Here is a 14,918-nt window from a genome sequence, read left to right as displayed (position 1 = left end):
GCAAACCATCCCGACAACACCAGGAGAAGCACATGTCCACCCAGACGCCCACGGCCACCTCACCGGTTCCCGAGGAGCATTTCAGCGTCGCGATCGTCGGCGGCGGCCAGGCCGGGCTGTCGATGAGCTATTACCTCAAGGAGCGCGGCGTCGATCACGTCGTGCTTGAAAAGCGCAGCGTCACGCACGCGTGGCGCGAACAACGCTGGGACGCGTTTTCGCTCGTCACGCCGAACTGGCAATGCGCGCTGCCGGGCTATCCGTATCGTGGCGATGACCCGCACGGCTTCATGAAAAAAGACGAAATCATCGCGTGGCTCGATGGCTTCGTGCGGCATGTCGATGCGCCAGTGCGCGAAGGCGTGAGTGTCACGCGCGTTGCGCGGCGTCCAACCGGCGGCTTTGTCGTGCAGACCAGCGCAGGCGCGTTGAGTGCCGATCAGGTGGTCGTGGCCTCGGGCGGCTATCACACGCCGATCATGCCGCGCATGGCCGAGCGTCTGCCGGCTTCGATCGTGCAGATGCAGTCGTCCGAGTATCGCAATGCGAACGCCTTGCCCGCAGGCGCGGTGCTGGTGGTCGGCTCGGGACAATCGGGCGCGCAGATCGCCGAAGACCTGCATCTCTCAGGCCGCAAAGTCGTGCTCGCGGTGGGGGAAGCGCCGCGCTGCGCGCGCTTTTATCGAGGCCGCGATGTGGTGGACTGGCTCGCGGACATGAAGTACTACGACATGCCCGTTGAAGAACATCCGCTGCGCGAGGGCGTGCGCGACAACACGAATCACTATGTCACGGGCCGCGACGGCGGACGCGATATCGATCTGCGCAAGTTCGCAAGCGAAGGCATGGAGCTATATGGGGCGCTGGACGACTACGTCGATGGCGCGCTGCGTTTCAAATCCAATCTGGGCGCCAACCTGGATAGCGCCGACGACACTTATAACCGCATCAACGCCTCGATCGACCGCTTCATCGTGCAGAACGGCATCGACGCGCCGCCAGGCGAGCCGTATCGCGCGGTGTGGACGCCGCAGCACGAGCGTAGCGTGCTCGACCTCGCATCGAGCGGCATCGGCAGCATTGTCTGGTGTATCGGCTTTCGGCCCGACTTTAGCTGGATCGATCTGCCGATCTTCAATGGACGCGGGTATCCCGGCCACACCCGCGGAGTGACGACGCAACCCGGGCTGTATTTTCTGGGTTTGCCGTGGCTGCACACGTGGGGCTCGGGACGCTTTTCCGGCGTCGCGCGCGACGCCGCCTACCTGGCCGACTGCATCTGCGCGCCTGCGAGGTTCGATGCGCGCGCGGCATGAGGCCGGGCGTGCGCCCGCGCAGACGCGCACGCACTACGTGGCGGGCATGCCGGAGCTGGCGTTCGCGGGCCTTTCCGAACAATGGTTGCTGCGCACCTGCGGGCAACTGCACTGGAACGCGCTGGCCGCGCAGGCGCAGCTTGGCTCGCCGGACTTCTACGACGAGGAAGGGCGCAAATCGTACGCGGCGTTCACGGCGATCCGCCTGAGCGAGGCGCGGCTCGAAGAGGTGAGCGAAAACCAGCGCTTCGCCATCGAAGCCGACGTGAAGCGGATCGCCGGAGCGCGTCATTTCGGCCAGTTCCGCGTCTTCACAACGGAAAGCGCGGTGGCGAAGGTGGACATGCTGTCGACCTTCGTGCGGCGCGAACAGGCAGGCGACAACCGGTCGGTGAGCAAAGCCATGTTCGCGGGCGCACTCGCAACACCAGCGCCCGCCGCCGCGCAAGCCTTGATTGCGTTGACGAAACAATTGCGCGCGGGCGACTGGTCACGTCATGGGCGCCTGGATCGCGCAGCGCACGCCACCGAGCACGTGGTCGATTATCTGCCGTGTCCATCGCTCGACTTCAACGGCGCGCACCTGCTGTATTTCGCGAGCTTCCAGTCGATGGTGGAGCGCGCCGAGTGGCACTGGCGCTCGGCGCCGCATTCCGCGCCGCCCGCGCTGGTCGAGCGCGATATGGCGTTCTATGGCAATGCGAATGTCGGCGACCGGCTCACGCTGTCATTTGGCGCGCGCCACGCAGGACATGATGGCCTCTCGCACTGGTGCACGATTTTCCGGGCGGCGGACGGCGCACGCATCGCCGATATCGTCACCCACAAACGGTGGTCGCATGAATGAAACCCTGCGCGAGCCGCGAAAGCCGCTCTACACACAAGCCGATATCGCCGACGTGCCGTGGCTCGACGCGCGCCCCGGCGACTACCCGTTCCCGCGCGGCATCCACGCAACCATGTACACGCAGCGCCCGTGGACCATCCGCCAGTACGCGGGTTATGGCGACGCCGCCGCCTCGAATCTGGCGTATCGGCGTGCGCTCGAAGGCGGCGCGAAGGGACTCTCGGTGGCGTTCGATCTGCCAACGCATCGTGGCTACGATTCAGACCATCCGCACGCAGCCGCCGATGTCGGCATGGCGGGCGTGGCGATCGATTCGGTAGAGGACATGAAACGCCTTTTCGACGGCGTGCCGCTGGATGAAGTTTCCGTTTCGATGACGATGAGCGGCGCGGTACTGCCCGTGCTTGCCGCGTTCATCGTCGCCGCGCAGGAGGGCGGTTACGACGCGGCGCTTTTGCGCGGCACGATCCAGAACGACATCCTCAAGGAGTTCATGGCGCGCAATGCCTACATTTTCGCCCCCGAGCCGTCGATGCGGATCGCCGCCGATGTCGTGCATCACCTGCTCGCGACCATGCCGCGCTTTAACGCGATGTCGGTATCCGGCTATCACCTGCACGAAGCAGGCGCGGATAGCGTGCTCGAACTTGCACTGACCCTCGCCAATGCGCGCACCTACGTGCAGCGGTTGGTGAACGAGGGCGCCGATATCGAACGCGTATGCGGGCAGTTGAGCTTCTTCTTCGCGGTGGGCCCGGACTTTTTCGGCGAAATCGCCAAGCTGCGCGCGGCGCGTGTCTTGTGGGCGCGGATTGCGCACGCGCTTGGCGCACGCACGCCACGCGCGATGCACCTGCGCATGCATTGCCAGACGGCGGGATCGAGCCTGCATGCGCAGGGGGCGCACAACAACGTGGTACGCACCACGGTGGAGGCGATGGCGGCCGTATTTGGCGGCACGCAGTCGCTGCATACGAACGCCTGGGACGAGGCGCTTTCGCTGCCCGGCGAAGCGGCCGCCACGCTCGCACGCGATACGCAGCGGATGCTTCAGCATGAAATGGGTCTGTGCGAGGTGATCGATCCCTGGGGCGGCTCGTATCTGGTCGAATCGCTGACTGCGCATACCGTGGACGCGGTGGAGGCGATGCTCGAAGACATCGAACGCCAGGGCGGCGTGCTCGCCGCCATCGAATCCGGCTCGGTTCAGGCGCGGCTGAATTGCGGCGCGCTACGCACGTTGGCGCAGATCGATACAGGCGAGCGCGTGATCGTCGGCGTGAATCGTTATCGCGCCGATCATGCCGTACAGCACACGCCGACTACCACCGACGCAAGCCGCCTGCGCGCGAAACAGGCCGAACGTCTGCGACTGTTGAAGGCGTCGCGCGATGCCTCGCAGGTGCAGGTCACGCTCGACGCACTGACGCAATGCGCCAGCACGGGAAAGGGCAACCTGCTGACGGCGACCATCGACGCAATGCGCGCGCGGGCCACGATCGGCGAATGCACGGCGGCATTGGAGCATGTGTGGCCGCGCTTTCACGTCGCGCCCGGCATCGAGTCGAATGTCTACGCTCAGGCACGGCAGCAGGACTCGGCGTGGCAGAGCGCGCGCGATGCGGTCTCGCGATGGTGCGCGGTGCAGGGACGCAAGCCGCGCTTGGCGCTCGTGAAGCTGGGACAGGATGGCCACGATCGCGGCGCGCGAGCGGTATCCGCGGCGCTGGGCGATGCGGGCTTCGATATCAGGCTGGGGCCGCTCTTTGCGACGCCGTGCGAGGCGGCAGAATGGGCCTGCATGCACGATGCCGATATCGTCGGCGTATCGACGCTTGCTGGCGCGCACATGATGCTCGTGCCGGCCTTGATCGACGCCTTGCGGCAGCGCGCAATCGATGCGCCAGTCGTTGTGGGCGGTATCGTGCCGCACGCTCATCGAGAAGCCTTGTTCGCCTGCGGTGTGAGTAAGCTGTTCGGCCCGGATACGCCGCTCGATGCAATGATTCACGAACTGCTGGGCGTGCTGACTGCCGCATCTGCGGTTTCGGAGAATCGGCTAGCTTCATGACGCCGCATCGTGAACGCGGGGAGCAGGCCATGCATGAGGCAAGAGGGCAAGAATGCAGATCAGGAGCTGGTAAAACGATAAAGGTCATTCCTGATATTACGCAAGCGTAAATCCGGAATGACCTTTGAAGTCCTGGCTCGGGTCATGAGCCCGAGCTGACGATCACGGCTCGATGGCGATGATTTGCGTCACATGCGGCTCACCTTTGCCCGGAAGCGGCTGAAAGATGTGCACACGTACGACGCGCAACGATGATTCCGGCGCCACGGTTTTGGCTTGCGCAAGATAGGAGTAGTTGGTTCCTGCTACCACCTGCGTCGCGAAAGCAAACGGCGTGTAGCTGACGCCCAGCAGATGTCGTACCGCTTCCTGGAAGACTTCTCGTGCCGCGGATGAGAGTTCGAAGTTAAAAGCAGACCAACCACCAACCAATGATGTCGACATAGTTTTCACCTTTGCGTGTGGCTGCACTGAAATTTTCCCGTCACTGCCGCAGCCGTGGCATTCGGGAATTTTCGCCAGCATTTTTTAAGAACATCGTCGCAAGCATCGCGAGATATTTCCTCACGTCAAGACGTAAACGGAGCATCGATGCTAAGTCATCTGAATTCCGTTCGCGATCCCAACGAAGACGTAAATTACTTCTAGCGCACTGACATTGCACCTATTCGGATGGATAGGTATCGGCAAATTGAGCATTCTTCAAACGTTTGCTCTCGTTTTATATTCAGCTGGCATTATATTTTCTTGTCCTAACCATTACCGTAAATTACCGCTTACTGGCGTGACGTCTGTTTCGTACAGACGCTGTTCAAGGAAACATGCATGACCAGCGCATCGCCGCAACGCATAAATCCCATTGCGGGTTTAGTCAGTCGGGATTTCTACTCCAGCGTCAGGCGCGCCTGCCGGGGTTTCGATGCAGGCCCGATCTCCATCGGGATGCCCAGGATGAATCGTTACAATGCTTCGCGAACTACCTTTGGCAGAATCGAATGCGAAATATCCTGACCTCCTTTTTCTGGAGCGGCGACGCCATCCGCAGTCGCCGCGTAAGTGACATCGTTTTATCCGGAACGCTCGATCTGCCGGCGCCTACTGCGGCCGTGCTTGCGGACTGGCAAAGAGAGGCAGAGGTGCGGCTCGCTCTGGAACCGGGGGATGTCGAGGTGATGCCTCTGGCGCGCACGCAACTGCGCTGGCCGGACTACAGGCGCTGCGTGCAGGCGATGTCTGAGTGGATCGACGCCCTGGGACTACCCGCAGTCATTGCAGATTGCGACATGGCGCTGATGGCGTGTCGTGGCGCGAGGTATCACCACGATGGCGAACAATACGGCGGCGCCGCTTTCGGCAATCTCTTTCTGAGTGAAGATAAGGGTCTGGACTTGCACTTTCCCTCTACGGGCCAACGCATTCCCCTCAAGCGGGGAACAGCCGTGATTTTCGATCCGGTTCAGCCACACGGCGTCATTCGACGCGGCAGCGACAGTTTCTCTACGGCCGAATTCGCCCCGGGCCAGGACTTCGTCCAGATTTTCCTGACGTGGGAACTTCCCATAGAAGACGCCCACATTGGCAGCGCGCTGAAGGTTGTGTTCGATGTTGCCCCCTCGACGTCGCGGCAACTTGAGAAGGAGCAAGTCTGGTCTAACGGCTCACCAGTCGCCGTGTGCCCGCAATCGGGTCGCTTACTGCGCGTTGACTAGCCAACTGTTCCAGTCTTTCGATGAACACAGCAGGAAGCACAATCGCTGCACCGTGAGTGCCGAGCGTGGTGACGACCCGGACGACCATTCCAGTCCGTCGGCGCGCGCCCGAACGAGCGTCCATTCCCCTCGCTGATCCACGTGCGCTCAAATACCGGGTAGTTGGTCTATTCGCACACTTATCGCTTGATTCAGCAACAATCAACCTTTATTCTCGCGATGGCGATAAATAATGCATCGCGTGGGACTGAATTTATGCATATCGCGTGAGACTGGTCGGTATCATCACCAATAGAAATCAAACTGAAACCGGGGGGCGCCATGACGGCATTTGATGCAGCATCCAGAGGAGAAGTAGAAAAAGTCGAGCAGCAGGCGACGCGCGGATTTCTTGCCGCCATGCTAGAAAAAACGCTCGACGATGCGGTGTGGAGTTTAAGCGAATGCAGGGAACTGGGCGCGCTGGTTGACGGCAACCCTGCGTGGGAACGCGCCTTTCTGGAACGCGCCGATACCGTCCTTCAGGCCGCATTTTCGCGAGGCGACGCCTTCGCCTTGAAGGAAATTCATCGCGCACTGTTCTGGCTATACGAACTGCACGTGCTCGATGGCGCGTCGCCACGAGCAGTCAATCAGTTCGATCCAACACTCACTCGCCTGCGTGCCCGGATCGAACGTGCATGGCTGGCACATGCGCAGCGGCAGGCCGAACCGGAGCGGGTGGCCGCCGATAGTGAAAGCGTTGTGTCAGCCTTGAGAACATTGTGGGCGCAACATCCCGTGGCCGCGCATCCCTTGTTCGATTTTCTGGAGAAGGACGCGTCGCGCGAACAGATCGTCACGTTCTTTAAGAGCGACAGCGCGCTGAATATCCGCTTCTTCGATTTGCTGGTTTATTCGATGATCGGCTCACGCATGGGCGTGCGCAAGGAACTGGCCCAGAACTTCTGGGACGAATCCGGTCGGGGCGACGCGCAGCGCGGCCATGTCAGTCTGTTTCAATATCTGCTCGACACGGTCGGCGTCGAGCGCGCCAGCGACCACCACGCAAGCGAATTGAACTGGCAGGGGCTCGCCGGCTATAACCTTTTCATGCTGTGCTGCGTGAATCGCCAGCATTACTTCAAGCTGCTGGGCGTCATGGCGATGACCGAGTTACTCGATCCAAGCCAGTACGCCAAACTCGCTCGCGGCTGCGAGCGCGTGGGCCTTGGTGCGGAAAACGAACTAGAGTACTACCTGGAGCATGTGACGATCGATGTGGTGCATGGCGAAGGCTGGCTGGCCAACGTCATCTCGCCTGTTGTTGAGGAGACACCCGAGGTCGCTCAGGAAATCGTTCTGGGCGCGGCCTTGAGGCTGGCATCGTGCAACGAATACTACGATGCCTTGTACGCGCGAATCCTGGATCGATGACCATCGCCAAGCCGGGCCAGGCGACGAACTAACTTGTTTTCTTTTGTTCGGATCTGGCCCGGCTCGCCTTGGCGGCGGCGGCCGGTGGCGCCTGTAGAGAAAGAATCAGGCTCATCGCCGCCGCATGGGCTTCATGCGCGGCGTTTTCATGGTCTCCTGCCACGGCCGACATCGTCGCGCCGTCAAGAAGCATGACGATCTGACGCGCCAGCAGCGCGATGGACGGTGCGGGCACGAGATCCAGCAGCAGGTTCTGGATAAATAAACGCAGATTGGCCTTCTGAACCGTAGCGATGCGGGTGATTTCGCTGGACTCCGACTGGAATTCGGCAAGCGCGCCAGTAAACATGCAGCCGCTGAAATCGCGCGATGTGAACCACTGTTCGTGCCACTCGAAAACCGCCTCAATCCGTTCGAGCGCGGTGCGCTTGCTTGCGACCATGCTGGCGAGCGAACTCAGCGCGCTTTGCGCACGTTGGGACAGTACTTCCGAAATCAGGTCGTTCTTGGTGGGGAAGTTGCGAAAGAGCGTCATCTTCGCGACGCCCGACTCATCGATGATCCTGTCGGTGCCGACGGCGTGGTAACCATGTTGTGCAAATAGCTGAGTCGCGGTCTCTACGATGGACTGACGCTTGGCGTTTTTCTGCATATTCAGTAGTTCCTTAATCGTGCGTGCCGAAATTATAGGACGGGTGCGCGATTCTTGCGTGCAAGTCTGGATTGAATCGAAGAAATTATTTCTTGCGACGAATACCTGTCGTGCTAGCATTTATCCATGATACGGCCTGGTATCATTTGTTATAAGGGAAAATAGTGGGCCGCCCATACGACAAGCGCTTTCGCATAACAAAAGCTCGACTGGCAGACACGCAAACGCGAGCAACCACACAATAGCCTGATCGGGAGTATTGAATTGTCGAGTGCAGAATTTTTGCTAAGCGGCCGCGCTGTGTCGCTACTGGAAGGTAGTGACGAACCTCTGTATCGGCAAATCTACGAGCGCTTTCGTCGCGCCATCGCAAACGGCGCCTACGCGCCCGGTATGCGTGTACCGTCGGTTCGCAATCTGGCAAGCGAGTTGCAGATTTCTCGTGGAACCGTGGAAATGGCTTATGACCTGCTGATCGGCGATGGCTATCTCGTAGCGCGCGGTCAGGCGGGAACCGTGGTGTCACCCTCGCTCGCTGCGGGGCAGGTGCACGATTCGCTCGCGCGTGCCACTGAAGCCCGGGCCGTCAGTCGCTCGCCCCATCATGGCGCGCAAACTGCGCCACAGCCGTTTCAGGTCGGGCTTCCTGCTCTCGATCAGTTTCCTCACAAGCTCTGGGCGACCCTGGTCACCCGGCAGGCGCGCATGCAAGCCCAGCATTTCGCGTATCCCAATCCGGCAGGCTATCAGCCGCTACGTGAAGCCATCGCGTCGCATTTGCAGATTTCCCGCGGGCTGGATTGCCAGCCGGAACAGGTGTTCGTCATGTCCGGCTATCGCGGCGCCATGAGCCTGCTCGCCCGCACGTTGTTGCGACCGCTCGACGAATTATGGCTTGAAGATCCCTGCTTGCGTCCCAGCCGGCGTCATCTGTTCGCCGAGATGGGCGCACGGCTCATTCCGGTGCCGGTCGACAAGGAGGGATTATGTGTGGCGAAGGGCAAGGAGCTCGCACCGCATGCGCGCTTTGCGCTGGTCTCCCGCACACATCAAGGTCCCGCCCGCGTATCGCTGTCGATCGAGCGGCGGCTTGAACTGATCGGCTGGGCGCAGCAGAACAACGCTTTTATCATCGAAGACGACTACGACAGCGAATTCCGCTATGACGGACGTTTGCCGGCGCTGGCAAGTTTCGTCAAGACAGACAATGTGCTGTTTGTCGGCACCTTCAGCAAGGCCCTGAGTCCGGCGCTGTGCCTGACTTACCTGGTTGTTCCGAAGCCATTGGTCGCGCGTTTCGACGAATCGTGCACGCGGCTACACGATGGCAGTCCCGTACTGATCCAGGGCGTCACAGCCGATTTCATTAATCAAGGCTACTTTGCGCGGCATTTGAAGAAAATGCGTCAGGTGTATTCGCAGCGGCGCGAAATGGTGGTGCAAAGCATGCGCGCCACGTTCGGCGATCGCATGCATTTCGATGATATGCCGTGCGGGCTCACCTTGCTCGCGGGGCTTGACGACTCAGAAGACGATTTGCACCTGGCGCAAAAGGCAAAGAGACACCGGCTTGCCGTGGAGGCGCTTTCGGTTCGCTATATGGATGCGCCGCCCCAGAAAGGGCTCTTGCTCGGTTTCGCCAATGTCAAGTCCGAGAGCGGGGCGCTCGCGCTCTCGCGCGCGTTAAAGCAGGCGCTGGACGAGAGCGATTGAACCGTTGGTGCAATGGCGATCCCTGCAAACCGCGTGCGCGCTCAGATCGCCTTGAAATGCTCGAAGGGCTTCTGGCAGCGATTGCAGATATGCATCGACTTGCAGAGTGTGCTACCGAAAGCACTGGTCATACGGGTCGCACGTAATCCGCAATGGGGACAGGGCGGTTTCTGACGAGGTAAAGGCAGTGCCTGCCATCCGGCCTCGATTGGCAGAGGCGGTGCGATGCCGGCCGTCGCGAGTTTCTGTTTGCCGGTCTCACTGATCCATTCTGTGGTCCAGGCCGGCGCGAGTCGCGACTCGATCGTAAAATGGGCCACGCCGTGATCGTTGAGTACGCCACGGATCGCCTCCTCAATCTGCGCCTTTGCGGGACAACCGTTCCACGTCGGCGTCGTAATGATGTGCAGTTGATCTCCATCCCAGTACACATCGCGGACGATACCAAGATCGATTACCGAAATGTAAGGGATCGCTGGGTCGGGCACACCCGCAAGCCACGTCCATACACGCTCGACAGGAAATTGCCCAGAACTTTTATCAGGTATGACTACCATAGGGAGCCAGGAAACGAACGCTGTAAATATTGCATCTCCATGAGTAAGGGAACGAGATGCTCCGAATGCCTGCCTTGTTTTCCGTTCTGCATGCGCATGGCGCACTGCGGCAGCTGGATTTTCGCTTGTGCAGCAACCTCGCCGATATGCCGGCACCATATCGGATAAAGCACGGCATAATTGCATCCGACGCCATACCTGAGCATTGTTTTCTCTAGATCGTCCATGAGGAACAGCTCCCCGAGAAAGTCCCAGCATGCCTCGAACGCACGCTCAAGCTTCGCGCGGCTGAACGCGGTTCCGTCACCCAGGCGCACAATCCAGCGGCGGCTGTGCTGCAGATAAAAAGCGATTTGTTTCGCCGAGCCGGCAGCAATCGCCGCAATTCTCTCGTCGTGCGAGTGGATCAGCGAGTCCAGCAGCAGGCCATACCAACTCGTAAAAAGAAACAGTCGTGTCTGGATATCGGCAAAATTCTCGTTTGGCTGCTCGACGAGCAACACATTGCGGAACTCATGCGCATCCCGCAAACCGGCGAGTTCATCTTCGCTGCGCGCGACGCAAGGCAGACTACCGGCATATTGGAGCCACATGCGTGCCTGCCCTAGCCAGCCAAGCGCGATATTGCTGAGCGCGAGATCCTCCTCAAGGGTGGGGCCATTACCGCACCACGAAGAGAGTCGTTGCGAAAGGATCAGGCAGTTATCGCCCTGACGCAGGAGATACTCAGCCAGGAACTGATGGTATTGATCGTTCGCTTTCACCTGCTAACCTTATTCTTGCTATACCATTTCTGTGGCTTGCCTCGCAGCGTACGCCGCAGCGGCGTCACGCACCCAGGCGCCTTCATGCCACGTCTTGCTACAGGCGTCCATACGTGTACGGTTGCAGACGCCACCCCGCCGCGTAATGCTCTCGAACGTGTCCCAATCAATTTGCCCAATGTCATAGTGGCCGGTTTCATCGTTGAGCAACAGATTGTCGTCGGGCAGCTTGAGTTGCAGAAAGTGCACTTGCGGAACAGTCTCGTCGATGAATTTCTGGCGCAGCATATCGTTAGATCCGGATGTCTCACCAAATGCAGTTGGATGCGCAGCGGGGCGGCTCTGTGGAGCTCCGAACGCCATCAGCATGGGCCACCACCAGCGATCGAGCGCATCCTGTGCCATCTTTCGCTGTGCGTGCGTACCCAGCGCGAGATTCATGACACGCTCAAAGCTCTGGCGGTGATGAAAGCGCTTTTCCTGCCCGATGTTCGCCATCAGGCGAGCGCAGGATTCGCAGCCCTGGCGCGATAGCATCGCCTGCCTGACGAGTTCCGCCGTACCGCCCAGCCAGCCGATCATGCCGATGTCGCCCCAGCTCAGCACCGGGTAGTTGAAAATGTCCAGATAGCGGGCCGTACCGTCGAGCCGCTGCCGGAGCAACTGTTCGCCCGTTATGCCAAGCCTCGCGAGTGCGCCCTGTAGCGACAAGGCATGTGCGGCCATCGTTTGCACCCTCGCAAGCAGGAGAGATTTCTGTTGCAGGGTTGGCGCTCGTGGGATCCACGCTCGCATGACCTGTACGCCAATAACCTCTGTTTGAGCCTGCTGCGCCATTTCGCGAATCAACCGGTTTCGCACGCTGTCCTGCAACGCGTCGATCACGTCGGCCAGGTGAGTTTCCGTGCGCGGCAATTGCCCGGTTTCAAACTCAGTGGGCTTGCTTTCTGTGCTATTCATGCCGGCCCCCTGGCCAACGGATTCATGCTAGACGTGTTGACCGCCGTTAATGTGAATTTCGGCGCCATTGATATAGGAAGAGGCGGGAGTCGACAAAAAATAGATCGTCTCCGCAACTTCTCGCGGGCTACCCAGACGACGCAATGGAATGGCGCTATCGACGAGCTCCTGGGTGCCTGGAGAAAGAATCGACGTATCGATTTCCCCGGGCGCGATGGCATTGACGCGAACGCCATGAGGTCCGAATTCATGAGCCATTTCACGTGTCAGGGCCGCGAGTGCCGCCTTGGAGGCGGCATAGGCTGTTCCCGCATACGGATGCACCTTGACGCCCGCAATCGAAGTGACATTGACGACGACGCCTTGCCCGGCCACGAGTTCCGGAAACAGTGCTCGCGCCAGCAGGGCATTCGAAACCACATTGACATTCATCACCGTCGTCCAGACGTGACTGTCGCTACCCAGCACGCCAAGACGCGAGGACTCCGGGCCTTTGGGCGAAATCCCGGCATTGTTGACGAGCGCATGCAGTTTCCCGTCGGGCAACCTGCGTCTCGCTTCGGCGGCGACCTCCTCAATCGCATCGATATGGGCGAGATCCGCCTGGATGTGCGATGCGGCGGCATTCGGCCACTTGCAGTCCGAGGAGAACGGCTGGCGCGACACTGTCAATACCGTCCAGCCGCGCTCCTGAAACAATTTGACCGTGGCGTGCCCGATGCCGCGGCTGGCTCCCGTGAGCAGCATGTAGCGGGGAGATTCACTCATATTGCTAGATACCGGTAAGGAAAGTGAATGGATTGAGGAGCGAGATTTGCGGCTTGTCACGCAAGAGGCCTAGCTCACGCGAAGCCGCTGCACGATTTCGCCACGACCGATGTGGCTGTCGATAATTTCATCGATATCGTTCAGCGTCTCGTAGCGGTACCAGGTTCCCTCGGGATAGACGACCATGATGGGCCCCTGGCCGCAGCGATTCAGGCATCCGGTCATATTGATCCGCGCCCGGCTGCGTGCCGAAAAACTCAGGGATTTCAGGCGTGTTTTCGCATGTTCGCCGGCCTGCGCGGCGCCGAGGTTGGCGCAACAGGCCGTGCCGTTTTCGCGCTGGTTCGTGCACATGAAAACGTGATGTCGGTAGTAAGACTCGCTCACTGCGGTACCTTCTGGTCGAGAATCTGTTGCGCTTCGAAGACTTCGGCGGCTGCCATGATCGCGTTACGGGCTGCGGGAAACCCGGCATGCATGGCGACCTGGGTCAGCACTTCCACGATTTCACTGCGCGTCCAACCCAGTGCGAGCGCCCCTGCAACATGTACTTTCAGTTGCGGCAGGGCGTGACCAAGCGTTGCAAGCGACGCGATCGCCACCAGCTCGCGAGAGCGTTGATCGAGTTGCGCACGGGTATAGACCGTGCCGGCGATGACCTCGACAATCAGGTCGCGAAAGTGCGGTGCGATCTCCCCCAGACGCTCCAGTGCATCTTGATAGCTGCTGCCGTAGAGCGAGGAAATCAGCGCTGACCCGGCGTCCATCCTGCTGATCTGCATGGCGGTTCCCTATCGTGTGGATTGGTCGCCGATCATTGGCTGTGAGCCGAATCGTTTGACCAGTTTGTGAAGATGCGCGTTGTCCGTATTCGGCAATTCGAAGAGTTCAGCAAATTGATTCGCAATTTCCTGGAGATCGCCTGGCCCTGAACTCACCGACATTTCCTTGAGTCGCTTGATCGGCGTTCTAAGAAGACCATTCAACGCGGCGAATGAAGAGCGGGCGACCACTTCGTAGATGCGTTCGTCGAGGTCTGGTGCGTTCTCGCGGATGCTTTTCATCGACTCCTGCTGTACCAGGTCGATCCTTGCCGTGAGCGCCTTGATGAGCGGGACTACGCATTCGGTGCGTAATCGCGTTGCATTTTCCTCAATTTCACGGTCGATCCACGCTTCAATCTTCTCAATCTCGCCTTGCCTCAGGCGGCTATTTTCTCTGGAGATGCTCTCCAGCGAATCAACGTCATATAACGCCACGCCGGGCAACGTATCGACCGTTTGCTCGATGTTGCGAGGCACACCAATATCGACCAGCACCAATGGACGGTACGTGCGCGTCGACATGGCCCGTTCCAGACCGTATCGCGTCAAGATCGGCTCGCTTGCGCTTGCCGCGCTGATGACCAGATCAATCTCTGGAATGACGCCATAGATTTCATCGAGACCAATGGCGCTTCCACCGTATTCGTCGGCCAGTTGTTGTGCGCGGTCGCGGGAGCGGTTGGCGACGACAAGCCTCGACAGGCCCCGATCGCGAAGATGCTGGACCGCGATTCGCGCCATCTCGCCGGAGCCCACGAGCAATCCGGTCTTGTCGTCGAGCCGTTCGAGTTGCTTCTCTGCGAGTTTCACGGCGACCGAACTGATGGAAACGGGACCTGCGTTGAGCGTGGATTCGGTGCGGCTCATTTTGCCGAAGCGCACGGCACGCTCAAAAATGCCATTCAACAGCTTGCGCGAGACTTTCTGCTCTTGCGCAACCAGCCAGGCAGTGCGAACCTGCCCGAGAATCTGGTTCTCTCCCAGCACCACCGAATCCAGGCCGCTGACAACACGCAGGAGGTGGCGCAGGGCGGCTTCGCCGGACTTACGATAGGTATGTTCGTCGAGCAATCGATCGTCGACTTCGTAAAAGCGGCCTAGAAACTCACGCGCGCCGGCGACACCATCTTCAGACAGAAAATAGATCTCGAAGCGGTTACAGGTGCTGAGCAGCACCCCCTCGAATGAATAGTCACGGTCGATAAGTTGCAGTGCTTCAATCAGGCGGTTCTGATCGAGAGCGAACTTCTCGCGTACTTCGAGCCCAGCCGATTTGTGGCTTAGCCCGATCACTCCGAATTCCATGAAATATCTCCTTATC

General features: G+C 59.9%; 15 protein-coding genes. 6 read left to right on the top strand and 9 right to left on the bottom strand.

All coding sequences use genetic code 11. The features are described from left to right. The first annotated feature begins 32 nt into the window (after positions 1–32). Genes BBA01S_RS30245 through scpA form a run of 3 tightly spaced genes read left to right on the top strand, consistent with a single transcriptional unit; the run spans position 33 to position 4,234 of the window. Complete coding sequence (locus tag BBA01S_RS30245) at positions 33–1,316, top strand: MSMEG_0569 family flavin-dependent oxidoreductase (RefSeq protein WP_027819712.1); 1,284 nt, start codon at positions 33–35, stop codon at positions 1,314–1,316. Beyond that, positions 1,300–2,163 (top strand): Pnap_2097 family protein, encoded by an 864-nt coding sequence (locus BBA01S_RS30240; RefSeq protein ID WP_042298132.1) that lies wholly within the window; start codon positions 1,300–1,302, stop codon positions 2,161–2,163. The genes BBA01S_RS30245 and BBA01S_RS30240 overlap by 17 nt, the downstream gene beginning before the upstream one ends. Next, on the top strand, positions 2,156–4,234 hold the full coding sequence (scpA, locus tag BBA01S_RS30235; protein WP_027819710.1) for a methylmalonyl-CoA mutase: 2,079 nt from the start codon (positions 2,156–2,158) through the stop codon (positions 4,232–4,234). The genes BBA01S_RS30240 and scpA overlap by 8 nt, the downstream gene beginning before the upstream one ends. A gap of 162 nt (positions 4,235–4,396) precedes the next feature. Here scpA and BBA01S_RS30230 read toward each other — a convergent pair whose 3' ends face one another. Next, a complete protein-coding gene (locus BBA01S_RS30230) occupies positions 4,397–4,759 on the bottom strand; it encodes a hypothetical protein (protein WP_218004266.1) in 363 nt (120 codons plus the stop codon). 470 nt (positions 4,760–5,229) lie between these two features. Between BBA01S_RS30230 and BBA01S_RS30225 the strand changes: the two genes are divergently transcribed. Both BBA01S_RS30225 and BBA01S_RS43425 read left to right on the top strand, forming a co-directional pair. Then, the gene (locus BBA01S_RS30225; RefSeq protein WP_027819708.1) at positions 5,230–5,943 is read left to right on the top strand and encodes a hypothetical protein; all 714 of its coding nucleotides are present in this window, start codon (positions 5,230–5,232) and stop codon (positions 5,941–5,943) included. Positions 5,944–6,264: 321 nt separating this feature from the next. After that, on the top strand, positions 6,265–7,359 hold the full coding sequence (locus BBA01S_RS43425) for an iron-containing redox enzyme family protein (protein ID WP_084162648.1): 1,095 nt from the start codon (positions 6,265–6,267) through the stop codon (positions 7,357–7,359). A 28-nt stretch (positions 7,360–7,387) separates the two neighbouring features. Here BBA01S_RS43425 and BBA01S_RS43420 read toward each other — a convergent pair whose 3' ends face one another. Then, entirely contained in the window at positions 7,388–8,011 is a 624-nt protein-coding gene (locus tag BBA01S_RS43420; protein ID WP_042298131.1) for a TetR/AcrR family transcriptional regulator, read from the bottom strand. 264 nt (positions 8,012–8,275) lie between these two features. Between BBA01S_RS43420 and pdxR the strand changes: the two genes are divergently transcribed. Further along, complete coding sequence (gene pdxR, locus BBA01S_RS30210) at positions 8,276–9,724, top strand: MocR-like pyridoxine biosynthesis transcription factor PdxR (RefSeq protein WP_245641631.1); 1,449 nt, start codon at positions 8,276–8,278, stop codon at positions 9,722–9,724. Between the two features lie 41 nt (positions 9,725–9,765). Here the strand turns inward: pdxR and paaD are convergent, their stop codons facing one another. The 7 genes from paaD to hemA all read right to left on the bottom strand — a co-directional run bounded on the left by paaD (position 9,766) and on the right by hemA (position 14,902). After that, positions 9,766–10,281: a 1,2-phenylacetyl-CoA epoxidase subunit PaaD gene (gene paaD, locus BBA01S_RS43415; protein ID WP_052391956.1), complete on the bottom strand. Its 516-nt coding sequence runs from the start codon at positions 10,279–10,281 to the stop codon at positions 9,766–9,768. Beyond that, entirely contained in the window at positions 10,275–11,045 is a 771-nt protein-coding gene (gene paaC, locus BBA01S_RS30200) for a 1,2-phenylacetyl-CoA epoxidase subunit PaaC (protein WP_042298128.1), read from the bottom strand. Before paaC ends, paaD begins: the two co-directional genes overlap by 7 nt. Positions 11,046–11,063: 18 nt before the next feature. Further along, positions 11,064–12,005, bottom strand: a complete 942-nt coding sequence (locus BBA01S_RS43410) for a Phenylacetic acid catabolic protein (protein WP_052391955.1) — start codon at positions 12,003–12,005, stop codon at positions 11,064–11,066. Positions 12,006–12,032: 27 nt separating this feature from the next. Continuing rightward, a complete protein-coding gene (locus tag BBA01S_RS30190; protein ID WP_027819705.1) occupies positions 12,033–12,773 on the bottom strand; it encodes an SDR family NAD(P)-dependent oxidoreductase in 741 nt (246 codons plus the stop codon). Between the two features lie 69 nt (positions 12,774–12,842). Beyond that, on the bottom strand, positions 12,843–13,127 hold the full coding sequence (locus BBA01S_RS30185) for a (2Fe-2S) ferredoxin domain-containing protein (protein WP_042298127.1): 285 nt from the start codon (positions 13,125–13,127) through the stop codon (positions 12,843–12,845). Between the two features lie 29 nt (positions 13,128–13,156). Further along, the gene (locus tag BBA01S_RS43405; protein WP_042298126.1) at positions 13,157–13,555 is read right to left on the bottom strand and encodes a carboxymuconolactone decarboxylase family protein; all 399 of its coding nucleotides are present in this window, start codon (positions 13,553–13,555) and stop codon (positions 13,157–13,159) included. Between the two features lie 9 nt (positions 13,556–13,564). Continuing rightward, positions 13,565–14,902, bottom strand: coding sequence for a glutamyl-tRNA reductase (hemA, locus tag BBA01S_RS43400; protein ID WP_052391954.1), 1,338 nt, complete (start codon positions 14,900–14,902; stop codon positions 13,565–13,567). Between the last annotated feature and the right edge of the window lie 16 nt (positions 14,903–14,918).

This window comes from Paraburkholderia bannensis NBRC 103871 (genome assembly GCF_000685015.1).
Classification (GTDB): domain Bacteria; phylum Pseudomonadota; class Gammaproteobacteria; order Burkholderiales; family Burkholderiaceae; genus Paraburkholderia; species Paraburkholderia bannensis.
The sequence above is the reverse complement of the archived record's forward strand: the minus strand, read 5'-3'. Positions and strand labels throughout refer to the sequence as shown.